At 73.5% G+C, this 24086-nt stretch carries 20 protein-coding genes; 10 read left to right on the forward strand and 10 right to left on the reverse strand.

The annotated features are described in order from the left end of the window. Positions 1–12: 12 nt before the first annotated feature. From ACIBF8_RS23655 to ACIBF8_RS23675, 5 genes are all read right to left on the reverse strand, one after another. The gene (locus tag ACIBF8_RS23655; RefSeq protein ID WP_396785813.1) at positions 13–1629 is read right to left on the reverse strand and encodes an acyclic terpene utilization AtuA family protein; all 1617 of its coding nucleotides are present in this window, start codon (positions 1627–1629) and stop codon (positions 13–15) included. A gap of 56 nt (positions 1630–1685) precedes the next feature. Continuing rightward, the gene (locus ACIBF8_RS23660) at positions 1686–2483 is read right to left on the reverse strand and encodes a TIGR03084 family metal-binding protein (protein ID WP_396785660.1); all 798 of its coding nucleotides are present in this window, start codon (positions 2481–2483) and stop codon (positions 1686–1688) included. Positions 2484–2520: 37 nt separating this feature from the next. Next, positions 2521–3126 carry a TetR/AcrR family transcriptional regulator gene (locus ACIBF8_RS23665; RefSeq protein ID WP_396785661.1) on the reverse strand — a complete coding sequence of 202 codons (606 nt, stop codon included), beginning with the start codon at positions 3124–3126 and terminating at the stop codon, positions 2521–2523. Between the two features lie 498 nt (positions 3127–3624). Beyond that, the gene (locus ACIBF8_RS23670; RefSeq protein WP_396785663.1) at positions 3625–4368 is read right to left on the reverse strand and encodes a metallophosphoesterase family protein; all 744 of its coding nucleotides are present in this window, start codon (positions 4366–4368) and stop codon (positions 3625–3627) included. Positions 4369–4479: 111 nt separating this feature from the next. After that, entirely contained in the window at positions 4480–5157 is a 678-nt protein-coding gene (locus ACIBF8_RS23675; protein WP_007466162.1) for a Crp/Fnr family transcriptional regulator, read from the reverse strand. 143 nt (positions 5158–5300) lie between these two features. On the opposite strand from ACIBF8_RS23675, the gene ACIBF8_RS23680 reads away from it, so the two are divergent. The 6 genes from ACIBF8_RS23680 to ACIBF8_RS23705 all read left to right on the forward strand — a co-directional run bounded on the left by ACIBF8_RS23680 (position 5301) and on the right by ACIBF8_RS23705 (position 10639). Then, positions 5301–6008 (forward strand): adenosylcobinamide amidohydrolase, encoded by a 708-nt coding sequence (locus ACIBF8_RS23680; protein WP_396785665.1) that lies wholly within the window; start codon positions 5301–5303, stop codon positions 6006–6008. 11 nt (positions 6009–6019) lie between these two features. Further along, complete coding sequence (locus ACIBF8_RS23685; protein WP_396785667.1) at positions 6020–7198, forward strand: CapA family protein; 1179 nt, start codon at positions 6020–6022, stop codon at positions 7196–7198. A gap of 41 nt (positions 7199–7239) precedes the next feature. Further along, positions 7240–8028 (forward strand): endonuclease III, encoded by a 789-nt coding sequence (gene nth / locus ACIBF8_RS23690; RefSeq protein ID WP_396785668.1) that lies wholly within the window; start codon positions 7240–7242, stop codon positions 8026–8028. After that, positions 8025–8708 carry a redoxin family protein gene (locus tag ACIBF8_RS23695; protein ID WP_396785669.1) on the forward strand — a complete coding sequence of 228 codons (684 nt, stop codon included), beginning with the start codon at positions 8025–8027 and terminating at the stop codon, positions 8706–8708. Before nth ends, ACIBF8_RS23695 begins: the two co-directional genes overlap by 4 nt. Further along, entirely contained in the window at positions 8705–9397 is a 693-nt protein-coding gene (locus tag ACIBF8_RS23700) for an NUDIX hydrolase (RefSeq protein ID WP_396785671.1), read from the forward strand. Before ACIBF8_RS23695 ends, ACIBF8_RS23700 begins: the two co-directional genes overlap by 4 nt. A gap of 63 nt (positions 9398–9460) precedes the next feature. Then, the gene (locus ACIBF8_RS23705; protein ID WP_396785673.1) at positions 9461–10639 is read left to right on the forward strand and encodes a MarP family serine protease; all 1179 of its coding nucleotides are present in this window, start codon (positions 9461–9463) and stop codon (positions 10637–10639) included. 13 nt (positions 10640–10652) lie between these two features. On the opposite strand, the gene ACIBF8_RS23710 is transcribed toward ACIBF8_RS23705, so the two are convergent. The 3 genes from ACIBF8_RS23710 to eccCa form a co-directional block, all read right to left on the reverse strand. Then, complete coding sequence (locus ACIBF8_RS23710; protein WP_396785674.1) at positions 10653–11417, reverse strand: phosphatase PAP2 family protein; 765 nt, start codon at positions 11415–11417, stop codon at positions 10653–10655. A 52-nt stretch (positions 11418–11469) separates the two neighbouring features. Next, entirely contained in the window at positions 11470–12810 is a 1341-nt protein-coding gene (gene mycP, locus ACIBF8_RS23715) for a type VII secretion-associated serine protease mycosin (protein ID WP_396785676.1), read from the reverse strand. 74 nt (positions 12811–12884) lie between these two features. Beyond that, positions 12885–16868, reverse strand: coding sequence for a type VII secretion protein EccCa (gene eccCa / locus ACIBF8_RS23720; RefSeq protein WP_396785678.1), 3984 nt, complete (start codon positions 16866–16868; stop codon positions 12885–12887). Positions 16869–16969: 101 nt separating this feature from the next. Here eccCa and eccD point away from each other — a divergent pair, with 101 nt between their 5' ends. Continuing rightward, on the forward strand, positions 16970–18373 hold the full coding sequence (gene eccD, locus ACIBF8_RS23725; RefSeq protein ID WP_396785681.1) for a type VII secretion integral membrane protein EccD: 1404 nt from the start codon (positions 16970–16972) through the stop codon (positions 18371–18373). Between the two features lie 31 nt (positions 18374–18404). On the opposite strand, the gene ACIBF8_RS23730 is transcribed toward eccD, so the two are convergent. After that, on the reverse strand, positions 18405–18911 hold the full coding sequence (locus ACIBF8_RS23730) for an inorganic diphosphatase (RefSeq protein ID WP_210780802.1): 507 nt from the start codon (positions 18909–18911) through the stop codon (positions 18405–18407). 590 nt (positions 18912–19501) lie between these two features. Between ACIBF8_RS23730 and dacB the strand changes: the two genes are divergently transcribed. The 3 genes from dacB to tilS all read left to right on the forward strand — a co-directional run bounded on the left by dacB (position 19502) and on the right by tilS (position 23068). Next, positions 19502–20902 (forward strand): D-alanyl-D-alanine carboxypeptidase/D-alanyl-D-alanine-endopeptidase, encoded by a 1401-nt coding sequence (dacB, locus tag ACIBF8_RS23735; protein WP_396785815.1) that lies wholly within the window; start codon positions 19502–19504, stop codon positions 20900–20902. A 92-nt stretch (positions 20903–20994) separates the two neighbouring features. Continuing rightward, positions 20995–22065 (forward strand): zinc-dependent metalloprotease, encoded by a 1071-nt coding sequence (locus tag ACIBF8_RS23740; protein WP_396785683.1) that lies wholly within the window; start codon positions 20995–20997, stop codon positions 22063–22065. A 10-nt stretch (positions 22066–22075) separates the two neighbouring features. Continuing rightward, the gene (tilS, locus tag ACIBF8_RS23745; RefSeq protein WP_396785685.1) at positions 22076–23068 is read left to right on the forward strand and encodes a tRNA lysidine(34) synthetase TilS; all 993 of its coding nucleotides are present in this window, start codon (positions 22076–22078) and stop codon (positions 23066–23068) included. A 9-nt stretch (positions 23069–23077) separates the two neighbouring features. Here tilS and ACIBF8_RS23750 read toward each other — a convergent pair whose 3' ends face one another. Continuing rightward, complete coding sequence (locus ACIBF8_RS23750; protein ID WP_396785687.1) at positions 23078–24040, reverse strand: GlxA family transcriptional regulator; 963 nt, start codon at positions 24038–24040, stop codon at positions 23078–23080. Positions 24041–24086: the final 46 nt, after the last annotated feature.

Below are 24086 nucleotides of genomic sequence, written 5' to 3' on the forward strand. Positions count from 1 at the left end.
CACTCCTCGCGCTCACCGGGCTGCCCCCGTCGACAGGTCGGCCGGCAGGTCGACGATCCGGGCGCGCAGCAGCTCGCCGAGCGCCTTGGCCTGCGGGTCGAACCGGGTGGACGCGGCCACCCCCGCCCCGAGCAGGCCCTCGATCACGAAGTTGACCGCCCGCAGGTTCGACAGCTCGTAGCGCCGCACCGACAGCGGCGCGGTCTCCGGCAGCAGTTCGGCGAGCCGTTCGACGGTCAACCAGCTCCGCAACCACGCGTACCCGGCATCAGTTCGCGCCCAGACGCCGAGGTTGGCGTCCCCGCCCTTGTCCCCGGACCGCGCGCCGACCACCTCGCCGAGAGCCCCGCGCCGGGTCGGACCGCCGACCACCGCGTCGCCGCCCGGGGCGGTCTCGTCCGGCGACGGGGGTGCGGTGCGGGTCGGCGGGGCGATCGGCACCCGCTCGCCGCCGGGCAGCACCGCGACGTGCGCCACCGCGTCCTGCGGCACCGCGTCGGCGGTGAAGACGCCGTACGGTGTCGCGTCCCCGGGCAGGGTGGTCAGCGTGCAACCCGGGTACGAGGCCAGGGCCAGCTCCACCGCGGCGGCCGAGAAGGCCCGCCCGGCCCGCGCCCGGTCGCCGTCGCGCAGGTGTACGTGCAGCAGCGCGCTGGCCGCCTCGGTGTCGGCGGCGTCCGGGTGGTCGGTCCGGGCCAGCGTGAACTCCAGCCCGTCCTTGCCCACCGCCTCCTCGATCTGCCCCCGGACCAGCGCCGCCTTCGCCTCGATGTTGAGTCCGCAGAGGACGAACGTCATCGAGTTGCGGAAGCCACCGAGGTTGTTGACGCCCACCTTCAACGTGGGCGGTGGCGGCGCGCCCCGTACCCCGGAGACCCGGACCCGCTCCGGCCCGTCGGGGTGCAGCGTCACCGTGTCCAGTCGGGTGACCACGTCCGGCCCGAGGTAGGACGGCCCGCCGATCTCGTAGAGCAGTTGGGCGGTGACCGTCTCCACCGTGACCGCGCCGCCGGTGCCCGGGTGCTTGGTGAGCACCGACGAGCCGTCGGAGTGCACCTCGGCGATCGGGAACCCGGGCCGGTGCCCACCGTCCGGCAGCTCCGTGAAGAAGCTGAAGTTGCCGCCGGTGACCTGCGCGCCGCACTCGACGAGGTGGCCCGCGACGGTGGCCCCGGCCAGCTCGTCGAGGTCGTCGCGGCCCCACCCGTACCGGGCGATGGCCGGGCCGACCACCAGTGACGCGTCGGTGACCCGGCCGGTGACCACCACGTCCGCGCCGGCGTCGAGGCAGGCGGCGATCCCGAACGCTCCGAGGTAGGCGTTCGCGCTCAACGCGTCGGCCCGTTGGATGGTGTCGCCCTCGACATACCCGACCCGGGCGGGCAGGCCGAGCCGGTCGGTGAGCTTCTCGATGGCGGCGGCCAAGCCGGCCGGGTGCAACCCACCGGCGTTGGTCACGATCCGCACCCCTCGGTCGAGGGCGGTACCGAGGCAGGTCTCCAGTTGCCGCAGGAATGTCTTCGCGTAGCCCAGGTCGCTGTCGCGCAGCCGGTCCCGGGCCAGGATCAGCATGGTCAACTCGGCCAGATAGTCACCGGTCAGCACGTCCAACTCGCCGCCGTCGAGCATCTCCCGCCAGGCGGTGAACCGGTCGCCGTAGAAGCCGGAGGCGTTGCCGATGCGGATCACGCCCGTACCCCGCTCTCGCCGGCCGGCTTCCGGCCGTCACCCGGCGGCCCGGCGAAGGCCTGCGCCACGTCGAGCCACTCGTCGGCGACCGGACCGCTGGCGACCAGGGCGAGGTCCGCACGGTGTCGGCGCTGGGTGACCAGCAGGCAGAAGTCCCGAGCCGGGCCGGTGACCCGGTCGGCGGCGTCCGCCGGACCCCAGCTCCACGTGTCGCCGCCGGGCCCGACCAGCTCGACCCGGACCGGCGCCGTCGGTGCCTCCCGGCCATGCGCGGCGAATCCGTGCCCGAGGGTACGCACGCCGAGGTGCGCCACGTGTCGGAGTCGGTCGCTGTCGGGGCGGACCACGTCGAGGGCGTCGGCCACGTCCCCGCCGTGCGCCCAGGTTTCCATGAGCCGGGCGGTCGCCATCGAGGTGGCCGACATCCGGGTGCCGTACCAGGGCAGTTTGTCCCCGGCCGGGACGGCGGCCAGCGCGTCGATGAGCGCGGTCCGCCCGGCCCGCCACCGGGCGAGCAGTTCGGCCGGCGGGGCGAGAAACGCCTCGGTGCCGTCGTCGACGAGTCGGGTCACGTCCGGCGCGGCGGTCACCGTCGCGTAGAACGCCTCGGGATCGGTCGCGGCCAACAGCGCGACGTGGTCGGTCCAGGCGAGGTGGGCGATCTGATGCGCGATGCTCCAGCCCGGCGCGGGCGTCGGCCTCGCCCAGTCGGCCGCCGGCAGTGGAGCCACCAGGGCGTCCAGTTGGGCGGACTCGTCGGCCAGGTCCGTGAGCAGGTCGCTGAGGTCGACCATGGTGCCTCCGGTTGGTGGTGGCCGGCGCGGCCGGCGGTCAGGGCGTGAGCAGGGTGGCGAGCTGGCGCTTCCAGGTGGTCAACAGGGCGGTACGACGCGCGGAGTCGTCGCTGAGCAGGTTGGCCACTCCGAGCCCGCGGAGCAGGTCGAGCGTGGCCTGTACCGCCTCGCGGACACCGGGTCGACGCTCGTCGACGCCGAGCAGGGCGACGGTGAGCCGGTGCATCTCCCGCCCGACCGTCGCCTCCAGCGGCACCAGGGCGTCCCGAAGCTCCCGGTCGGTGCGGGCGGCGACCCAGAGTTCGAGCGCGGCCACGAACAGCGGCCCGGTGAAGGCCACGGCGAGCAGGTCGACCACCCGGTCCAGCCGCTGAGGGCCGGCCGGCAGCGCCTCGGCCTCGGTGCGCAACTCGTCGGCCCGCCGCTCGGCCAGATGGGCCACGGCGGCGGTCACCAGCGCTGCCTTCGTCGGGTAGTGGTGCAACTGGGCCCCACGCGAAACACCGGCCCGTGCCGCGACGACGGTGGTCGTCGTACCGGACCAACCGTGCTCGATCAGACAGTCGACGGTCGCCTCCAGCAGCCGGGTCTGGGTGGCGCGGCTGCGTTCCTGCTGAGGGACGCGCGTCGATGCGGTGGGCACGCGAACAGCCTGCGGCCTACGAAACAAACAGTCAAGACTGACTTTTTTGGGCCATGTCGCTTCGACGGGCGAGGGCTGGGGCCGGCGGGGCGGGAGCCTGGCTTCAGCGTCAGTGGCGGCCCGCGCCGGGACGGGATGCGCCGGCACGTGTGATGGCAGTCCCTCTACGTGTGATGGCAGTCCCTGTAGAGCTGCCCCGCCAATGGGGCGGGCCGGGCCCCGCAATGTCAGGCCGACGCACGTGGCAGCAACCGGGATGGCCGGGCCGGGATGGCCGGGCGGGGATGGCCGGGCGGGGATGGCCGGGCGGGGATGGCCGGGCCGGGGACCGCCCGACGCGTTCGCCGGACCCGGATCGCCCCAGATTTGGGGCAGCTCTACAGGCAGCGAGTAGGGACTCTTCCTGCCCAGCGAGGACCTGTACCGCGACCTTCCCCCTGCTCGACTCACGCTCGCCGAACCGGTGGTCGTATCCCCACCCCGATCCGCAGCCCTCGCTCAGCGGCCGTCGCGGGGGCCGAAGACGGCCAGGGCGTCGGCGTCGCTGTGCTGGGAGCGCAGGTACTCGTCGGCCCAGGCGGCGGCGTCGGGGAAGGTCGACTCCGCAGCCACCCGGGCGCAGGCCGCATCCACGTCGAAGGCGGTGCGGCGGAGCTGAACGCCCGGCCCGAGCAGCGCCCACCACGCGCCCGCGCCCCCGTACGGCATGCCGACACTGCCCGGGTTGACCACCAGACGCCGATCGACCAGCCGGGTGAAGGGCATGTGCGTGTGGCCGCAGACCACCGTGGAGAGATCGGCGGAAAGACCGTCGAACACTTCCACCCAGCGGGCCATTCGGGAGTCGACGAGCACGACCTCCTCGTCGTCGCGGGGGGTCGCGTGGCAGAACAGCGTCGGACCGAGGCCGTCGATCTCCAGCGTGGCGGTCGCCGGTAACGCGGCGAGCCGGGCCACCTGATCGTCGCGAAGCTGCCCGGCGGCCCAGTTCGACACCTCGATCGACGCCGGGCGGCCCGCGCGGGCCTCGACCAACTCGCGGTCGGCATTGCCGCCGACCCAACGCACCCGGTCGCCTAGGCCGGCGAGCACGTCCAGCACCTCGACCGGTTGCGGGCCCGCGGCGATGTCACCGGTGAGCACGATCAGATCGGCGGCGGCTACATCCGGCTCGGCCAGCACGGCCTCCAGCGCCGGCAGGACGCCGTGGATGTCGGAGAGCACGGCAACACGTTGCACCATGGCCCCACCCTCACCGCTGGCACCGCCCCGAGGCGAGCGTTTCTGCGTCAGGCAGATGAAAAACGTCCCCGCCTGCCGTCGGTGACGGCAGGCGGGGACGCGCTGTGTTGCTCAGACGCGGGCGCGGCGGGCCAGGCGCTCCGGGTCCAGGATGATGATGCTCTTGCCGTCCAGTCGCAGCCAGCCGCGTGAGGCGAAGTCGGCGAGCGCCTTGTTGACGGTCTCCCGGGAGGCGCCCACGAGCTGGGCGATCTCCTCCTGGGTGAGGTCGTGGGTCACCCGCAGAACGCCGCCGTCGCGGGTGCCGAAGCGGCCCGCCATCTGGAGCAGGTTCTTGGCGACCCGGCCCGGCACGTCCGTGAAGATCAGGTCGGCGAGCGAGTCGTTGGTCCGGCGCAGCCGCCGGGCGAGCACCCGGAGCAACTGCTCGGCGATCTCCGGGCGGTTGTTGAGCCACGGCCGTAGCGCCTGCTTGCGCAGTCGCACCAGCCGGGTGTCGGTCACCGCGGTAGCGGTCGCCGTACGCGGACCCGGGTCGAAGAGCGACAGCTCACCGACCATGTCCGACGGCCCCATCACCGCGATCAGGTTCTGTCGGCCGTCCGCCGCGCGGCGGCCAACCTTGATCTTCCCGGACAGCAGGATGTAGAGGCTGTCACCGGGCTCGCCCTCATTGAAGACGATCTCGCCCTTGCGGACCTCGATCGTCTCCATCTCCTTGGCGAGCGCCTCGGCAGCTTCCGGGTCAACACCCTGGAAGATCCCGCTGCGGGCCAGTACCTCGTCCATTGCGCACCTCCGGTTGCGCGTGCCGTCCGTCGGCCGGGGCCGCCGTCCGCTGATCCCCTCGCGCGCCGCCAAGTCTAGGCGCACGTGAGCATGAATCAGAGGTCGCCCCTGGAATCTTGATCGGTGGGCGTAACCTGCCCGACGTGCTAAGCGAGCCGATTCTGACCAGCCGGGTGGAGGACGGGCGGCCTATTCCGCTGCTCGTCTGGTGCACGGAGGTGCCCCTGCGGGCGGTCAGCAGCGGCCCGCTGGGCGGTGGCATCGGGGTCCGACGGTGGGTACTGAACGCGACCGTACCCATGTCGTACGACCGGGCGGACCCGGCGGCGCACCTGGCCTCGCTCGCCACTGAGCTGGCCCTCGACGGGCCCGGGGTCGGTCTGCTGACCGGTGTCGATGTGGCCGAGGTGGTGGCGCGGACCGACACCGGGGTGCGGGCCTGGGCGACCGTCGGGCTCGGCCTGCCGGTGCCCGCCGCCGCGCCAGCACCGGCCGCGCTCGCCCAGCGCGTCGGCACGGTCAACATCGTGGTGTACGTGCCGGCCCGGCTCGCCGACTCGGCACTGGTCAACGCGGTGGCCACCGCGACCGAGGCGAAGACCCAGGCGATCACCGAGCTCGGGCTGCCGGGGACCGGCACTCCCACCGACGCAGTCACCGTGCTCTGCCCGGTGGACGGGCCGGAGGCCGCGTACGGCGGGCCACGCTCCAGCTGGGGCGCCCCGCTCGCCCGAGCGGTGCACGCGGCGGTGCTCGCCGGAGGCGCCCGACCGGTCGTGCCCTGGTCTGAGCAGCTCAGGGGTGCAAAGTCCAACCGATCGGCTGTCGTCGGCCTGTTTAACGACCGGTAGGGTCGCGGGCGATGTATGCTCACGCCCCCCTCGTGCCCCGCCCGCGCCGCCGCGTCGCCCTTGGCGTCGCCGCGCTGCTGGCCGCCCTCCTCGTCGCCGGCTGCGCCGACCCGGGCGGTGCGGCGCCCGTGTGGCAGCCCGGCGCCGGAGGTGGTGGCACCGGCGCTCCGGTCTCCACCGCCGGCCCGGAGGCCACCGGTCCGGCAGCCTCCGGTCAGGGTGGGGCGATCTCGCTCTCCGCCACCGGCGACATCATCATGGGCAACGCGCCCAGCCGGCTGCCCGCCGCCGGCGGTAAGGGCTTCTTCGACTCCGTCGAGCAGGCGCTCAAGGCTGACCTGGTGATGGGCAACCTGGAGGAGCCGCTGACCGTCGACACCGGCACCGGCAAGTGCGGGGCCAACTCCACCCGCTGCTTCCAGTTCCGGGCCCCACCGGAGTACGCCGCACACCTGCGCGACGCCGGCTTCGACGTGCTCAACCAGGCCAACAACCACGGCTACGACTACGGGCCCAAGGGCTACGAGAACACCCAGAAGGCGCTAAAGAAGTACGACCTGGAGCACACCGGCGCACCGGACGAGATTACTGTGGTCGACGTCAAGGGCGTCAAGGTCGCGATCGCCGGCTTCTCGTCGTACGTCTGGTCCAACAGCCTCGTCGACATCGCCAAGGCGAAGACGGTGGTCGCCAAGGCCGCCACCATGGCCGACCTGGTCGTGGTGCAGGTGCACATGGGCGGCGAGGGCGCCGACAAGACCCGGGTGAAGCCGGGCACCGAGATGTTCCTGGGGGAAAACCGGGGCGACCCGGTGAAGTTCTCGCACGCGATGATCGACGCTGGTGCCGACCTGATCGTCGGGCACGGCCCGCACGTGCTGCGCGGGATGGAGTTCTACCAGGGGCGCCTGATCGCGTACAGCCTGGGTAACTTCGCCGGCGGCGGCAACTCGCTGAGCAACGACGGTCGCCTTGGCTGGGGCGGGGTGCTGAAGGTGTCGCTCAAGCCGGATGGCAGTTGGGCCGGCGGCTCGTTCACCTCGACGTACATGAACTCGGCCGGCAAGCCGACGATGGACCCGGACGACCGGGGCCTGGGTCTGGTCACCGAGTTGAGCCGCACCGACTTCCCGAAGGGCGGCGCTCGGCTGGATGGGCAGGGAAAGATCTCGCCGCCGACCGCCGGCTGACCCGAGCAGGACCGTCCGGGGTGCGACGTAGGCTGACCGTCGTGACCAGTAGCCCTCCCGGTGCCAGCGAGACCGACCTCGGGCGCAAACGCCGCGCCCGCAAGATCGGCCGGGTGCTGGCCGAGACGCACCCCGACGCGCATTGTGAACTGGACCACACGAACGCTCTGGAGCTGGCCGTCGCCACGATCCTGTCCGCGCAGTGCACGGACAAGAAGGTCAACGAGGTCACCCCGAAGCTCTTCGCCCGCTACCCGAGCGCCGCCGCGTACGCCAGCGCCGACCGGAGCGAGATGGAGGAGCTGATCCGGCCCACCGGCTTCTACCGCAACAAGACCGACTCGCTGCTCAAGCTCGGTCAGGCCCTCCTCGACCGGTACGACGGCCACGTCCCGGGCCGGCTCGTCGACCTGGTGACGCTCCCCGGCATCGGCCGCAAGACCGCCAACGTGATCCTCGGCAACGCCTTCGACGTCCCGGGCATCACCGTCGACACGCACTTCCAGCGGCTGGTCCACCGGTGGCGGCTGACCACCGAGACCGACCCGGTCAAGATCGAGCACGCGATCGGCGCGCTGTACGACAAGCGCGACTGGACCATGCTGTCGCACCGGATCATCTTCCACGGGCGACGGGTCTGCCACGCCCGCAAGCCGGCCTGTGGCGCGTGCACACTCGCGAAGCTTTGCCCGTCGTACGGCACCGGACCGACCGAGCCGACGGTCGCCGTCAAGCTGCTCAAGGGCCCCCGGGCGCGCGACCTCGCGGTGGCGGCCGGGGTCGACCCGGAGCTGGTGCCCGCGCAGGCCGTCGCCGCGGAGGTGCCGTGAACCGGCGCCTCGCCCTCGTCATCCTGCCGCTGCTGCTGGCCGTCGCCGGCTGCACCAGCGGCGCGCCCGACGACGATCCGGCCCCCCGTCCGGCCGCCGCCGAGCGGCCATCGCCGTTCCGGGACTGCGCCACGCTGAGCACGGCACCCACGGCCGCGCCGTCCGGTTCCGGCACGGCGACCCCCGGCACGGCGACCCCCGGCGCGACGGCGTCCGGCGCGGCGACCCCCGGTGCGACGGCGTCCGCCGCCGGCGGGCAGGCGCTGCCGGAGTTGACGCTGTCCTGCTTCACCGGCGGTGCACCCGTCGTGCTGCGGGAGGTGGCCGGGCCCGCGGTGATCAACGTCTGGGCCTCCTGGTGCCCGCCGTGCCGCAAGGAGTTGCCTGCCTTCCAACGCCTGAGTGAGCGGGCTGGCGGTCAGCTCCAGGTGGTCGGGGTCAACAGCCGGGACAGCCGCAGCGGGGCCCAGTCCATCGGTGAGGACTTCGGCGTCCGGTTCCCGATCCTGGTGGACCAGGGCGAAGCGCTCCAGCGCGAGCTGAAACGCAATGCCATTCCGCTGACCCTCTTCGTCGACGCCGACGGTCGGATCCGACACATCGACGCCAGCGGCGCGCTCGACGACGCCCAGCTCGCCAAGCTGGTCCGCCAGCACCTCGGCCTGACGGTGCCGGCGTGACCCGTCGACCGCCCGAGTGGATCGAGCCGTTGCTGACCCGGCTGGGCACCGCCCGTGCCGAGGATTTCACCCGGCTGACCACCCCGGCCGAAGGTGGCCGGGAGAGCGCCGTGCTGGTGCTGCTCGGCGAGCAACCCGGCGCGGGCCCCGACGTGTTGATCCTGCAACGCGCCGCCACCCTGCGCAACCACGCCGGCCAGCCGGCCTTCCCCGGGGGTGCGGCCGACCCGGAGGACGCCGACGTTCGCGCCACCGCCCTGCGCGAGGCGAACGAGGAGGTGGGCCTCGACCCGGCCAGCGTGACGGTGCTGGCCGAGCTGCCGAAACTGTGGATTCCGGTCAGCGACTTCGTGGTCACGCCGGTGCTGGCCTGGTGGCACGATCCGCACCCGGTGCACCCCCGGGAGCCGGCCGAGGTGGCACACGTCGCCCGGCTGCCGGTCAGCGAGCTGGTCGACCCGGCCAACCGACTGCGGGTCCGACACCCGAGCGGCTGGATCGGGCCGGCGTTCTCGGCCCGCGGGATGCTGGTCTGGGGCTTCACCGCCGGGGTGCTCGCCACCCTCCTCGAGATGGGTGGCTGGGCCCGCCCGTGGTCGCGCGGCCGGGTGGTGGAGCTTCCGCCGACCGGGGCGACACCGGCCCCGTCGGCCGGCACCGACGAGGCCGACGAGAACGCCCTGCGCTGACCGCACGGTCACCATCCGCAAGCGATGGTCATCTGGTGGGCGCACTGCCCGTACGCTTGACCCGTGTCCGTCGTGGATCTCGTCCTCCTGCTGCTCATGCTCGTGTTCGCGATCAGCGGATACCGCCAGGGTTTCGTCATCGGCGTCACGTCGCTGTCCGGCTTCTTCCTGGGTCTGCTGCTAGGTCTCCAGCTCGGGCCGCTGTTCGCGAGACAGTTCGTGGACGCCGGCACCCGGGTGCTGATCTCGCTCGTGGCGATCTTCGGGCTGGCGGTGATCGGGCAGGCGCTCGCCGGGTGGCTCGGCTCGCACCTGCGCAAGACGATCACCAGCGACGTGGGCAAACGGATCGACGACATCGGTGGAGCGTTCGTCTCGCTGTTCGCGGTGCTCCTGCTCGCCTGGCTGGTCGCCGTGCCGCTCGGCTCGTCCTCGGTGCCCTGGCTCGCCGCGTCGGTCCGCAACAGCGCGTTGATCACGGTGGTCAACCAGGTTCTGCCGGAACGGGCCCACGAGTTGTCCACGGCGTTGGAGGACACCGTCGACACCGACGGGTTCCCGGATGTCTTCGGTGACCTCGCGCCCACCCGGGCCCGGCAGGTCGATCCGCCGGATCCCGCGCTGGCCGGCTCGCAGGTGGTGGTCAGCGGTCGGCAGTCGGTCGTCAAGGTGCTCGGTTCCGCGCCCAGCTGCTCACGCCGGATCGAGGGTTCCGGCTTCGTGTACGCCGACGACCGGGTGATGACCAACGCGCACGTCGTGGCCGGCACCCGCTCGGTCGCGGTGGAGCTGGGCGGCGAGCGGTACGACGGCAAGGTGGTGGTCTACGACCCGAACCGCGACCTGGCGGTGCTGCTCGTGCCCGGACTGCCCGGCCCGTCCCTGCGGTTCGCCGCCGGCAACGCGGGCAGCGGTGCCGACGCCATCGTGCTCGGCTTTCCGCTGGACGGCCCCTACAACGCGCAGTCGGCGCGGATCCGGGACGTCGACCGGATCAACGGCCCGGACATCTACTCCTCCACCGACGTGACCCGGGAGATCTACACGATTCGGGCGCTGGTCCGCAGTGGCAACTCGGGCGGTCCGCTGCTCTCCGCCAACGGCCTGGTGCTTGGTGTGATCTTCGCGGCGGCGTCCGATGACCCGAACACCGGCTTCGCGGTGACGGCGGCCGAGGCGCGCCCGGTGGCATTGGCCGGCGCCGAACGCAACCGGCAGGTCGGCACCGGAGAGTGCACCTGAGCGTCGCGCGGGGTCAGCTCAGGACGCCGTCGCGGGCCGGCCGGACCGGCCGGAGGCCGGTGTGCGCCCGCCAACTGGTGAACGCTGCGGTGGTCGCCGCGACCACCGCCACACCGAGCAGCCAGCCGCCCACCACGTCGCTGGTGAAGTGCACACCGAGCGCCACCCTGCTCAACCCGGTCACCACGGTCAGCAGCACCGCGCCGACCCAGAGCGCGGCCCGGGCCGCCCCCCGCCCGGCGGATGGCAGGAGCACCAGCAGCAGCACCCCGGCGGCCAGGGTGGCGTTCAGCGCGTGCCCGGAGGGGAACGAGTAGCCGGCGGCCCGCGCCACCGGGTCCAGCAGGTCCGGCCGGTCCCGGCCGACGAGCAGCTTGAGCAGCGGGCCGACCGATCCACCGACGACCATGGTGGTGGTCGCCCAGAGGGCCAGCCGGCGGGCGCCCCGGCGCAGCAGCCAGACCACCAGGAGCAGGGCGACGGCCCGCAGCGGCATCGGCGCGAACACCTCGGTCCAGATCCGCATCAGCACGACCCAGGCCGGGTGATCCTGCGCGTAGCCGTGCAGCGCCTGGGTGACCGCCGTGTCCAGTCGGTGCAGCGGCGTCCAGGCACCGAGCACCAGCAGCGTGAGCAGCGCGAAGGGCACCAGCACCAGGAACGCGGCCGCCGCGGCGAGGGTGAGCCGCAGCCCCAGCGCGTGGTCCGGGTCGAATCTCCGGTGTCGCCAGGACGGCTGACCGGTGGGGGCGAGAGCGGGCGGCCGGTGCGTACTCATGGGTCCGTTCTACCCAGCCGGGTGGACAGTCAGGCCGGCCGGCAGATCGTGATCAACGGACCCGCTGACGGAGCCGGCGCAGCAGCAGGGCGGCGCCGCCGGCCAGGACGACCAGAAGCACGAGCCCGGTCCACACCTGCTGCGGTGCGGACGGGTCCTGACCGCCCGCCGCCCGGGCCGTCCACCGGCTCTGCTGACCGGGCGCGGCGAGGCCGAGCGGGTCGCTGCCGGCACCGGCCACCGGGTTGTCGTCGACGGAGCCGGGCGCCGGACCGAAACCGGTCACGCCCGGCGACGTCTGATCGTCCAGCGGGTTGGCGGTCACCGGCGGCACCTGAGCGGTCAACGCGGCCACCGGGTCGACCACCCCGTACCCGAAGCGGTCGTCCCGCCCGGTCGGGCCCAGGTCCCGTGCGGTGGCCAGCAACCGGTTGACCACCTCGCCCGCGGGCATCTGCGGATAGCGGGACCGGACCAGCGCGGCGGTGGCGGCCACCAGCGGCGCGGCGAAGCTGGTGCCCTGCACCCGCCAGTACCCGCTGGGGGGCTTGGCGCCGACCAGCCCGCTCGCAGGGGCGGAGAGCACCGTGGCCTGGCCGGTGATCGACCCGGACCACAGATTGTCGCTGCTGCGTTCGAGACCGGCGACCGCGATCACGCCCGGTTCCCGGGCCGGATACCAGACCTTGCTGCTGGTGGAGGTGGCCAGGTTGCCGGTGCAGGCGACCACGACCACGTCCCGAACGAACGCGTAGTCCAGGGCCGCGGCCAGGGCCGGGCTGTCGCCGGCGCCACCCAGCGACAGGTTGATCACACGGGCCCCGTTGTCGACCGCCCAGCGGACCCCCTGGGCGACGATCAGGGCGTCGTCGTAACGGTTCTCCTCGTCGAGCACACGGACCGGCAGGATCCGGGCGTCCGGCGCCAGGCCGACCACGCCCCGTTTGTCGTCGCTGCGCCCGGCGATCAGGCCGGCGACCGTGGTGCCGTGCCCCACCGGATCCGGACCCGCGCTGCCGCCGGAGCCGACCAGGTCCTTGCCGGGCAGCACCTGACCAGCCAGGTCGGGATGGGTGCCGTCCACTCCGGAGTCGACCACCGCCACGGTCACACCCCGGCCAGTGGAACTGCGCCAGGCCGTCTCGGCCCGCAACTCGTCGAGCTGCCACTGCTCGTCGCGGACCTGGTCGGTGCGGGAGATGGTGTCGCCGGGCGCGAACGCCATCGGCGCGCCGGCGAGTTGTCCGCCGTTCGTGGGCGTGGCGGCGGGCACGGCTGCCGCGGTCGGGGCCACGACGGCGAGCGCCGCGGCCACGCCGAGCAGCACCCGGCCGGTCGCTCGTCGGGCCGCTGACGGACCGCTGTACCGCACCCCAGTCACATCCTGAGCCATTCATCCCGACGGAACCATGACGATCGGAGATTACCGGTTTCCCCACCCGTCACGGGAAGAACCGGCGAGTCAGGTCACGGCGGCGGCAGCTGTGCGAGCTGAACGAGGCGTACGCCCTCCCGCCGAGTGACCAGTCGACCACGCCCCGGCGGCAGCGGTCCGGGCCGTACCGGGCCGACGAGTGCGCCCTCCTCGGGGCTGCCCGCCATCACCAGGCCGGCGGTGGACAGCTCCCGCAACCGCTGCACGATCGGCTCGTACTGAGCCCGACCCGCCCCACCGGAGCGGCGGGCCAACACCAGGTGCAACCCGATGTCCCGGGCGTGCGGCAGGTGCTCCTCCAGCGCGCGCAACGGGTTCGCCGGCCCCGCGGCCACCAGGTCGTAGTCGTCCACCAGCACGAACAGCTCGGGACCGGACCACCAGGACTGGTCCCGCAACTGTTGCGGGGTGACCTCCGGCCCGGGAGCCCGCCGTTCCAGATAGCCAGCGGCCGACTCGACCAGGTCGGCGGTGTGTGCCGCGGCGGTGCCGTACCCGATCAGGTGCGGCGTCTCGATGGCACCGAGCAGGCTGCGTCGGTAGTCGACGAGGATCACCCGGGCCTGCTCCGGAGTGAACCGAGTGGTGATCGACGTGGCCAGCGCGCGCAGGAACGACGACTTGCCGCACTCCGAGTCTCCGAAGACCACGAAATGCGGCTCGGTGGCGAAGTCGAGCAGCACCGGGCGCAGGTCGGCCTCCGCGATTCCGATCGGCAGTCGCAGCCCGGTCGTCGCGGTGAGGTCCAGATCGGCGTACGGCAGCACCGGCGGGAGCAGCCGGACCCGGGGCGCCGGCGGGCCCGACCACCCATCGGCGGCCTTCTTGACCAGGTCGGCGGTGTCCCCGCTGGTGCTGGCGAGTTGCGGCAGCGCGGTGAGGAAGTGCAGGCCCTCCGCCGTCACCCCACGGCCGGAGCGCTCCGGCACGTTCGCCGCCGCACGCCGGGCCACCAGCGAGTCGGCCGGGTCGCCGAGGCGCAACTCCAGCCGGGAGCCGAACAGGTCCCGGATCGCCGGGCGGAAATCCAGCCAGCGCAGCGCGGTGGCGACCACGTGCAGCCCGTACGACAGGCCCCGGGTGGCCAGGTCGGTGACCAGTGGCTCCAGGTCGTCGTACTCGCCGCGGATGGTGCTCCACCCGTCGATCACCAGGAACACGTCGCCGTACGGGTCGGCGCCCGGCTGACCGGTCGCCCCCGCAGCCGCCCGGCGCTGCCGGTACGCGGCCATCGACTCCACGCCCAACTCGGCGAAGCGGCGTTCCCGATCGGCCAACAGGGTGGTCATCTCACCGACGGTGCGTCGTACGGCGGTCGGGTCGGCGCGGCCGGTCACCCCGCCCACGTGCGGAAGGTCGCGCAGCGCGGCCAGCCCACCACCACCGAAGTCGAGGCAGTAGACCTGCACCTCGGCCGGGGTGTGGGTGAGCGCCAGCGCGCAGATCAGGGTGCGCAGGGCGGTGGACTTGCCGCTCTGCGGCGCGCCGACCACCGCGACGTGCCCGGCCGCGCCGTCCAACGCCAGCCAGAGCAGGTCCCGGCGCTGCTCCAACGGTCTGTCCACGACGGCCAATGGCACTCCGAGTGCCCCGTGCAGCTCCGGGTTACCCACGGTGAGCCCGCGCCTCGGGTCCACCTCGACCGGGCCGAGCAGCTCGTCCAGGGCCGGCGGCTGACCGAGCGGCGGGAGCCACACCTGGTGCGCCGGTGGGCCCTGCCCGACGAGCCGATCCACCAGCAGGTCGAGCAGCGTCCGACCGCCCTCCTCCTCGGTCACCACGGGTACGACCGGGGTTGCCGGCTCGGGCACCGGCACGACGTGGGTGGTGAACGTGAGCAGCCGTGCGCCCCCATCGCCGGTGACGCCGCCCGGCGCGGCCCGACGGCGGACGGCACCGGAGACGTACGCGGCCTTGAAGCGGGCCAGTGGGTCGGTGCCGGCGCGCAGGTAGCCGTGGCCCGGTGAGCGGGGCAGCTCGTGCGCGTCGGCCACCCCGAGCACCGTCCGGGACTCCAGCGCGGAGAAGGTGCGCAACCCGATCCGGTACGACAGGTGAGTGTCCAATCCGCGGAGCCGGCCCTCCTCCAGCCGCTGGCTGGCGAGCAGCAGGTGCACGCCGAGCGACCGGCCCAGCCGGCCGATCTGCACGAACAGGTCGATGAAGTCGGGCTTGGCGGAGAGCAGTTCCGAGAATTCGTCGCAGATCAGCAGCAACGACGGCAGCGGGGCGAGCGGGCTGCCGGCCGCCCGGGCCCGCTCGTAGTCGCGCACGCTGGCGAAGTTGCCGGCCCGCCGCAGCAGCTCCTGGCGGCGGACCAACTCCCCGTTGATCGCGTCCACCATGCGATCGACCAGGGGCAACGCGTCCGCCAGGTTGGTGATCACGGCTGCGGTGTGCGGCAACCGGTCGAACGAGGTGAAGGTGGCGCCACCCTTGAAGTCGACGAGCACGAAGTTGAGCTGCTCGGAGCTGTGCGTGGCGGCGAGCCCCAGCACCAGCGTGCGGAGCAGCTCGGACTTGCCCGAGCCGGTCGCCCCGATGAGCAGCCCGTGCGGGCCCATCCCGTCCTGGGCGGACTCCTTGAGGTCCAGCTCGATGGCACCGCCGTCCGCGCCCACCCCGATCGGCACCCGCAGCCGGTCCCGTGCCGAGCGCGGCAGCCAGCCCTGTTCCGCCGTGAAGCTCTCCGGGTCGCCGAGGCCGAGCAGCTCCGGAAGGCCCAGGTCGGCCTGCAGCGGGGCGTCCGGTCCGCGGGCCGCACCGGCGAGTCGCAGCGGCGCCAACCGCCGGGCGATCGCCTCGGCGTCGACCAGGTCCAACTGGTCGGCGGTGCCCACCTCGGCGTGCCCGTCGGACGACAACGAGTGCAGCCGCCGGCCGTGCAACTCCAGCAGCAGCGCGTACCGGTCCAGCAGTCGGGGCGGCGGGGTGTCCAAATCCAGCACGGTGACCGCGTCGATGCCGCCATCGCCGGTCAGGTCACTGGCACCGGTCAGGTCGCCGCCGTCGAGGACCACCACCACGTGCGGACCGTCGGTGGCCGGGCCGGCCGGGCTGAACCGGGACCGGGTGGCCAGCACGTCGGACAGCAGCGACTCCAGCTCGGCGGCGGAGCTGGTGACCAGCCGGACCGGGCCGAGCGCGTCGGTGCGGCCGGGATGGTGCGCGTGCGGAAGCCATTTCACCCACTCCCAGCAGCTGCGGCGCTCCGGCCCGGCGCAGACCGCGACGAGCAGTTCGTCCGGGGCGTGGAAGACCGCCAACTGGGTCAGCACGGCCCGGACCAGCGCCTGCGCCGCCGGGTCGCCGGTGGTCGGGCCGCCGGTGGTCGAGGTGGTCGCCCGGCTGCGGCCGGCGGGTCGCACGTGCACCCGGGCGAAGCTGCGCAACGACAGCGCCACCGGCAGGTCCGGCACCACGGAGTACGCGTCCAGGAAGCGGCGCAGCGCGCCGGCCGTCATCGGCTCCAGCTCCTCCAGGGGCCGGGTGACGGGTGGAACGAGTGGGGTGGCCAGGGTCTGCGGCCCGACGGCGACTCGTACCACCGCGAAATCCGGGTCGGCCGACCGCCGCTCCCAGACCCGGTGACTGTCCACGGTCGACCAGAGCCCGCCCGGGTCCGGGTGCCGGTAGTAGAGCCCGGCCCGCTGCTGGCCAGCGGTCCGCCGGACCCGGCGCCGCAAGGTGGCCAGGTGGCGCAGGTACTCCCGGCGGGCGGCCATCATCTCGGACTTCTTCGGGGTGCCGGAGGCGCTGCCCCAGGACGTCACCAGCATCGCCAACGAGGAGAGCCCGAACATCCCGCCCACCACGTACGAGTAGGCGCCGCCGCCCCGGCCGAACATCATCGCCATGGCCACCGTGCCGCCGAGCATGGGCAACAGCATCAACATCTGCTGCCATCGTCCGCCGGTCACCACGGGGATCTCCGGCGGCGCCTCGACGGGCAGCTCACCGGCGGGAATCTCCGGCGCTGGTCGACGCGGCGGGCGCTTGATGACGACGGTGGACACTCGGCCTCCTGACAGCGCTGGGTAACCCGAGCCTGGCTCATGGTAGGTAAAGTCCTGTCGTCCGCGCAGCCTCCGATCCCCCTCGATATGGAGACCAGTCGATGACTACCGGGCTGGCACGCGTCACCATCAGCGCGCCGCAACGACGGGTGGACGTCGCCCTGCCGGAGCAGGTGCCCCTGGCTGAGCTGCTGCCCGACGTGCTCCGGCACGCCGGAGTCGGGCTGGCCGACGACGGCGAGCAGCACGGCGGTTGGGTGCTCCGCCGCACCGACGGCGCGCTGCTGGTGACGGCACAGGCGCTGCTGCCGCAGGGGGTCCGCGACGGTGAGGTGCTGCACCTCGTGCCGGCCCGCGCGCACTGGCCCGAGTTGGAGTACGACGACGTCATCGAGGCGATCGCCGACGGTGCCCGCCGCCGCGGCGGCGCCTGGTCGCCCACCGCCACCCGGGCGGCCGGCCTGGCCGGTGCCGCCGTGCCGCTCGCGGTCGGGTTGGTCGCGCTGCTCGCCGGCGGGCCGACGCACCGGGCCGGCTGGTTGGCGGCCGCCGCGGTGGCGCTGGTGCTCACCGTGGCCGGCACGGTGGCCTCCCGCGCCAACGGCGACGGCACGGCCGGTGCGACGCTCGGCGGCTACGCGCTGCCCTACGCGTTCGCGGCCGGTGCCCTCGCGGTCGGCTCCGGTGACCCGGTCGGGCCGTTCGCGCCGGCCCGCTGGGTGGGCGCCCCCGAACTGCTGGCCGGCTCGGTCGCGCTGCTGCTGGTGGCGTTGATCGGTCTGCTCGGGGTGGCCAGCCGGCTGCGGGTCTTCGTGGCCGGTGTCACTGTCGGCCTGATCGGCGCCGGGGCCGCGCTCGGTGGGCTGTTGATGACCACGGCCGGTACGGCGGCAGTGCTGCTCAGTGCACTGGTCTTCGCCGTCGGCGTGATCCCGCTGCTGGCCATCCGGCTGGGCAAGCTGCCCCTGCCGCCGATCACCCTGCCGGCCTCGACCACCGCGGAGGAGCCGGAGCGGGCCCGCGACCTGCCGGACCGGAGCCGGGTGCACGCAGCGGTGATCCGCACCGAGGAGATGCTGACCGGAATGCTGATCGGCCACGCCCTGCTGGCGGGGGCCACAGCGGTCGTACTCGTGATTGCCGGCGGCACGGCCGGTCGGGTGCTGGTGGCCGTCACCTCGGCCGTGCTGCTGCTGCGGTCGCGACTGTTCGTGGCGCTGCGACACCGGGTGCCGACGGTGCTCGCCGGGCTGGCCGGCTACGCGGTGCTGGGCGCGGTGCTGGTCGGTCGGGCCGATGAGGCCGGGCGGTTGGTGCTGGTCCTCGGCGGGGCGGTGCTGGCCCTGGTCGCCGTCGCCAGCGGCACCGGGTACGCCCGCCGGCCGGTCTCGCCGTACCTCGGGAGGATCGCGGACCTCACCGACACGGCCCTGGTGGTGGCCGTGGTGCCGATCGCGTGCGCGGTGCTCGACCTGTACGACCGGGCCCGAGGGCTGCTCGGTTGAGCGACCCCCGGGCCCGGTGCGTCAGCTGTCGTCAGTGGGTGGATTCGCCGCGCGCCTCGGCGTCCCTGGCCCGCTGGTAGGAGGCGTGGATCTCGGCCTCGGCCTCGGTGCGGCCGACCCAGGTCGCGCCCTCCACCGACTTGCCGGGCTCCAGGTCCTTGTACACCTCGAAGAAGTGCTGGATCTCCAGGCGGTCGAACTCGCCCAGGTGGTGGATGTCGCGCAGGTGCTCCTGGCGGGGGTCCTCGTAGGGGACGCAGAGGACCTTGTCGTCCCCGCCCTTCTCGTCGGTCATCCGGAACATGCCGATGGTGCGGCAGCGGATCAGGCAGCCCGGGAAGGTCGGCTCGGGGACCAGCACGAGCGCGTCCAGCGGGTCGCCGTCCTCGCCCAGCGTGCCCTCGATGAACCCGTAGTCGGCCGGGTACTGGGTGGAGGTGAAGAGGGTGCGGTCCAACCGGATCCGGCCGGTCTTGTGGTCCACCTCGTACTTGTTCCGGTGACCCTTGGGGATCTCAACCGTCACGTCGAAATCCATCTGCACGCTCCCTCGTCTGCCCACGCTGGCTAACGGAACCACTGGCGACCCTCCGGACAGGTGAATGCCCACCCGCCGACTCCGGCCGCCGCATAGTCTTCGGACCGAAGTAGTGTCACCCAAGCCGTTTTTTGCTGGGGGAGGAGGGGGTCGTGGGGAGGGAAGATTCACACTACCGCCCGGACGGGGGCTCCGCGCACGGTACCGGACGATCCGGCTCCGGCAGCGCCAAGGGGCGGGTCCCGGTGCCGGAGGCGCACCTCCCACGCGCTCCCGAGCCATCGGTCCCGGCACCGGAGACGGTGCCCGAGCGGCCCCCGCCGCTGCCCTGGCGCCCGCCGGCCGGCCCGGCGTCGCCCACCCCGAACACCGGGCGCTTTCCGGTAGGCGGTGAGCGGCCGGTGAGCGGCCCGCCGCGCGGGAGTGCCACGGTACCGGTCAGCCCTGCGCCGGTCAGCCCGTCATCCGGTCCCGGGCCGACCGCCCCCGCTGCAGGCCCCCCGCTGGGCCCGCCGATCTCCGCGTTGCCGGCGTCCGGCGGTGCCGCACCCGTACCAGCACCCGCCGCGCCGCGCCGCCGGCGGCTGCCGATGGTGCTGGCCGCCGTGCTGCTGCTCGTGCTCGTCAGCGTCGGCGTCGTGGTCACCCGTCCCGGCCCGGTCGCCGGATGGCTGGGTGACGACGCCGGTTCGGCACCGAACGCGGCCGGCGTGACCCCGGACCCCGCCCCGTCGGAGGTGCTGGCCGGGCCGGACCCGAACGCCCCGGTGCCCACCCCGGACGGGGTTCGTGCCGCCCTCGACCCGCTGGTCGGCGTCGCCGCCCTGGGTGACCGGGTGAACGTCTCGGTCGCCGACGTGATCACCGGCCAGACGCTGTTCGCCAAGGGGGCGGACGACGGCACCGTGCCCGCATCGGTGACCAAGCTGGCGACCGCGGTGACGGTGCTGGCCGCCCGGGGGCCCGGCTACCGGATCCCTACCCGCGCGGTGGCCGGCGCGCAGGCCGGCGAGGTGGTGATCGTCGGTGGCGGCGACCCGACGCTCGCGATCAACAAGAAGGGCTACTACCCGGGTGCGGCGCGCCTCGACGATCTGGCCGCCCAGGTGCGGACCGCGCTGGGCGGCACCACGCCAACCAGTGTCATCGTCGACGGCTCAATCTATTCCGGCCCGGTCTACGGCCCTGGCTGGGACGACGACATTCCCACCGGCGGGTCGGGTGGCGCGGTGACCGCGTTGATGACCGACGGCGCGCGTGTCGACCCGGGTGTCGAACACGGCTCCGCCCCGCGGTTCGCCGAGCCGGACCTGGCGGCCGGCAAGGCGTTCGCCCGGTTGCTCGGTGTGCCGACCGACGCCGTGAAGCGTGGCACGGCCCCCGCCCCGGCCGCGGCCGGCGCCACCCCGGCACCCGGCACCGAACTGGGCGTGGTGCAGTCTCCGCCGCTGATCCGGCTGGTCGACGTCATGATCAGCGAGAGCGACAACCTGGTGGCTGAGGCGCTCGCCCGTCAGGTCGCGTTGGCCCGTAACCAGCCGGCCTCGTTCGACGGCGGCGCCGCCGCGATGGACGCGGTGGTGGCGGAGTTGGGCCTGCCCGCCGACGAGATCACCGTCTCCGACGGCAGTGGCCTGTCCCGGCGCAACCGGATCAGCCCATCGCTGCTGACCGATCTGATCCGGTTGGCCGCCAGCCCGGACCATCCGGAGTTGGCCGGCGTCTTCGGTGGTCTGCCGGTGGGCGGGTGGTCGGGGACCCTGAACGAGCGCTACGGCAGCGCCGCTGGCACCGCCGCGGGTGCGGGCAGCGTCCGGGCCAAGACCGGCACCCTGACCGCCGTGCACTCCATCGCGGGCCTGGTCACCACGGCCGATGGTCGGCTACTGACCTTCGCGGTGCTCACCGACAAGGTGCCGGGTGGCAGAGAGACCGCCCAGCCGGCACTGGACCGGATCACCGCCGCGCTGGCCAGCTGCGGTTGCGGCTGACCGTCGCCAGTCCGGCGCGGCGGAGTCACCATCGGCGTCGATCGAGGGCGCGAGCCCGGGCCGGGGTGTCGCGGCGCGGGTACGGTGGGTCCATGGCGCAGTTCGTGGACTGGGATCTGGCCGCCGCCACGGCGGGGGCGTTGAGCAAGTCGGGCCCCCGCGTGTCGTACGCCGAAGCCACCGACGTGGTCGGCGACCTGCGCCGACTGACCGACGAGGCGGCCGGGCACGTGGCCGACTACACGGGGCTGCGGGCGCAGGTGTCGCACCCGCCGGTCCGCGTGGTCGACCGCCGCGACTGGGCCGCGACCAACATCGCCGGGCTCCGCGAGGTGATCACTCCGCTGATGAGTCGGCTCTCCGGCGACAAGCAACCGGGCGCGTTGACCGAGGCGATCGGGTCCCGGCTGACCGGGGTGCAGGCCGGCACGGTGCTGGCCTACCTCTCCGGCCGGGTGCTCGGCCAGTACGAGGTCTTCTCGGCTGACCCGGGCCAGCTGCTGCTGGTCGCACCGAACATCGTCGAGGTGGAGCGCAAGCTCGGCGCCGACCCGCGAGATTTCCGGCTCTGGGTCTGTTTGCACGAGGTCACCCACCGCACCCAGTTCACGGCCGTGCCGTGGATGAGGGCCTACTTCCTCAGCGAGGTGCAGGCATTCGTCGACGCCTCGTCCAGCGGAAGTGAGCACCTGGTCGAGCGGTTGCGGCGCGGGGTGGCCACGTTGTCCGAGGCGGTCCGTGACCCGGAGAGCCGCACCAGCGTGCTGGACATCGTGCAGACCCCCGCGCAGCGCGCCGTACTGGACCGGCTCACCGCGTTGATGACCCTGCTGGAGGGGCATGCGGAGTTCGTCATGGACGGCGTCGGCCCGCAGGTGATCCCGAGTGTGGAGCGGATCCGGGCGTCGTTCAACCGTCGCCGGGAGGCGGGCAACCCGCTGGAGAAGGCGATCCGCCGGTTGCTCGGGGTGGACGTCAAGATGCGCCAGTACGCCGAGGGGCGCAAGTTCGTGCACGGTGTGGTGGAACGTGTCGGCATGGACGGGTTCAACTCGATCTTCAACTCGCCGCTGACCCTGCCTCGACTGTCCGAGTTGGGCGACCCGGATGCCTGGGTCGCCCGGGTGCACGGCCCAGCCGGCACCTTCCCGGCCGCTGGCTGATCACCCGCCGGTGGCTGCGCTCGCCCCGCCGGTGGCCGCGATCCGGGTGGCGGTCCGTCGCGCCCTGGCCGGTCTGCCGTCCGGCGGTCCGGTGCTGGTCGCCTGCTCCGGTGGTGCCGACTCGCTGGCGCTCGCGGCGGCCACCGTGTTCGTGGCGCCTCGGCTGGGCCGCAGCACGCTGCTCGTCACCGTCGACCACGGCTTGCAGGACGGCTCCGCGGAGCGGGCCGAGGCGGTGGCCACCTGGGGGCGGGAGGCCGGCTTCGCGTCCGCGACGGTGGTCCGGGTGGAGGTGGCCGGGCGTCCCGGCGGGCCCGAGGCGGCCGCCCGCGAGGCCCGTTACCAGGCGTTGACCGAGATCGCCCGGCAGCAGCACGCGGTCGCGGTGCTCACCGGGCACACCCGCGACGACCAGGCGGAGACGGTGCTGCTCGCGCTCGCCCGGGGCGCCGGCCCACGAGGCCTGGCCGGGATGCCCGCCCGGCGGGATCTGGGCGGGGTGCCACTGCTGCGCCCGCTGCTGGAGATCGGCCGGGAGCAGACGCGCGCGGCGTGCACGGTGCTCGGGCTGAGCCCGTGGCAGGACCCACACAACGCCGATCCGTCGTACGCCCGGTCGAGGGTGCGGGCCGACCTGCTGCCGGCGTTGGTTCGGGCACTCGGCCCCGGTGTGGTGGACAACCTCGCGCGTACCGCCCAGTTGGTTGCCGCCGACAACGCGGCGCTCGACGAGTTGGCGGCGACGGCGTTGGCGGCGGCCCGGCACCCAGCGGGCGGGCTCTCGGTGCCGGCGCTGGCCGGCCTGGCCCCCGCGGTACGCGGCCGGGTGCTGCACGCCTGGGCGCGTGAGCTGGGTGCCGTGCCGGGTGCCCTGTCCCACCGGCACGTCGCCGCGCTGGACGCCCTGGTCGTCCGGTGGCGTGGTCAGGGCCCGGCCGACCTGCCGGGTGGCCTCCGGGTGCTCCGTCGCGCCGACCGGGTGGCCCTCGTCGTCCCCGGCTGAGACTCCTGATCAGCCGCTGTGCGCCCGGTCCCGGAAGGTGGTCCGGTAGCTGTGCGGGGTGGCGCCGACCCGGCGGCTGAAGTGGTGGCGGAGCGCCGCCGCGTCACTGAAGCCGGACTGGTCGGCAACCGCCTCCACGCTCAACGGGGTCTCCTCGAGCAGCCGCCGGGCGAGCAGCACCCGCTGGTTGGTGAGCCAGTCGTGCGGGGTGGTGCCGGTCTCGGCGCGGAAACGGCGGGCGAAGGTGCGCGGTGCCATGCCGGCGCGGGCGGCCAGCTCCTCCACGGTGATCGTGCGATCCAGGTGACCCATCAGCCACTCCAGCACCGGCTCGAGGGTGGGTGCCTCGGGTGCCTTCGGGATGGGCGCCTCGACGTACTGGGACTGGCCGCCGTCGCGGTGCGGTGGGACGACCATCCGTCGGGCCAGTCGGGTCGCGGTGGCGGAGCCGTGCTCCTGGCGGATCAGGTGCAGGCAGGCGTCGATGCCGGCCGCCGTTCCGGCGCTGGTGAGCAGCCGACCGTCCTGGACGTACAGCGAGTTGCAGCGCACCCGGGCGCGCGGGTGCCGGCGTTGCAGCTCGTCCACGTACCGCCAGTGGGTGGTGCACTCCCGGTCGTCCAGCAGCCCGGCCTCGCCGAGCAGGAAGGCCCCGGAGCAGACGCTGAACAGGTGCGCGCCGCGGGCGTCGGCCCGACGTAGTGCGTCGAGCACCGGACCGGGGACGGTGGTGCCCTGGCTGTGCGCGGGGATGGCCACCAGGTCGGCCTCGTCGACCGGGCCGAGGTCCGCGTGTGGCGTCAGGTGGAAGCCGGACGAGGTCCGCACGGGGGCGCCGTCCGGGCTGCACACCTGGAAGTGGTAGGCGGGGAAACCGTCGGCTGTCCGGTCGGTGCCGAACACCTCGGCGAGGACGCCGAGCTCGAAGGGAGCGACCTGGTCGAGGGCGAGGACGGCCACTGTCCGAAGCATGTGACGAGGGTAACCCGACGGGTGGCAGTAAATCGATGACCAATGG

Source organism: Micromonospora sp. NPDC050276, from assembly GCF_044459545.1.
Taxonomy (GTDB): Bacteria; Actinomycetota; Actinomycetes; order Mycobacteriales; family Micromonosporaceae; genus Micromonospora.

Bases quoted from the DNA above. Each gene is read 5' to 3' on its own strand.
- ACIBF8_RS23655 (WP_396785813.1), bottom strand. From the start codon at position 1,629: ATGCTCGACGGCGGCGAGTTGGACGTGCTGACCGGTGACTATCTGGCC.
- ACIBF8_RS23660 (WP_396785660.1), bottom strand. From the start codon at position 2,483: ATGGTCGACCTCAGCGACCTGCTCACGGACCTGGCCGACGAGTCCGCC.
- ACIBF8_RS23670 (WP_396785663.1), bottom strand. From the start codon at position 4,368: ATGGTGCAACGTGTTGCCGTGCTCTCCGACATCCACGGCGTCCTGCCG.
- ACIBF8_RS23675 (WP_007466162.1), bottom strand. From the start codon at position 5,157: ATGGACGAGGTACTGGCCCGCAGCGGGATCTTCCAGGGTGTTGACCCG.
- ACIBF8_RS23685 (WP_396785667.1), top strand. From the start codon at position 6,020: ATGTATGCTCACGCCCCCCTCGTGCCCCGCCCGCGCCGCCGCGTCGCC.
- ACIBF8_RS23710 (WP_396785674.1), bottom strand. From the start codon at position 11,417: ATGAGTACGCACCGGCCGCCCGCTCTCGCCCCCACCGGTCAGCCGTCC.
- mycP (WP_396785676.1), bottom strand. From the start codon at position 12,810: ATGGCTCAGGATGTGACTGGGGTGCGGTACAGCGGTCCGTCAGCGGCC.
- eccD (WP_396785681.1), top strand. From the start codon at position 16,970: ATGACTACCGGGCTGGCACGCGTCACCATCAGCGCGCCGCAACGACGG.
- ACIBF8_RS23730 (WP_210780802.1), bottom strand. From the start codon at position 18,911: ATGGATTTCGACGTGACGGTTGAGATCCCCAAGGGTCACCGGAACAAG.
- dacB (WP_396785815.1), top strand. From the start codon at position 19,502: ATGGTGCTGGCCGCCGTGCTGCTGCTCGTGCTCGTCAGCGTCGGCGTC.
- ACIBF8_RS23740 (WP_396785683.1), top strand. From the start codon at position 20,995: ATGGCGCAGTTCGTGGACTGGGATCTGGCCGCCGCCACGGCGGGGGCG.
- ACIBF8_RS23750 (WP_396785687.1), bottom strand. From the start codon at position 24,040: ATGCTTCGGACAGTGGCCGTCCTCGCCCTCGACCAGGTCGCTCCCTTC.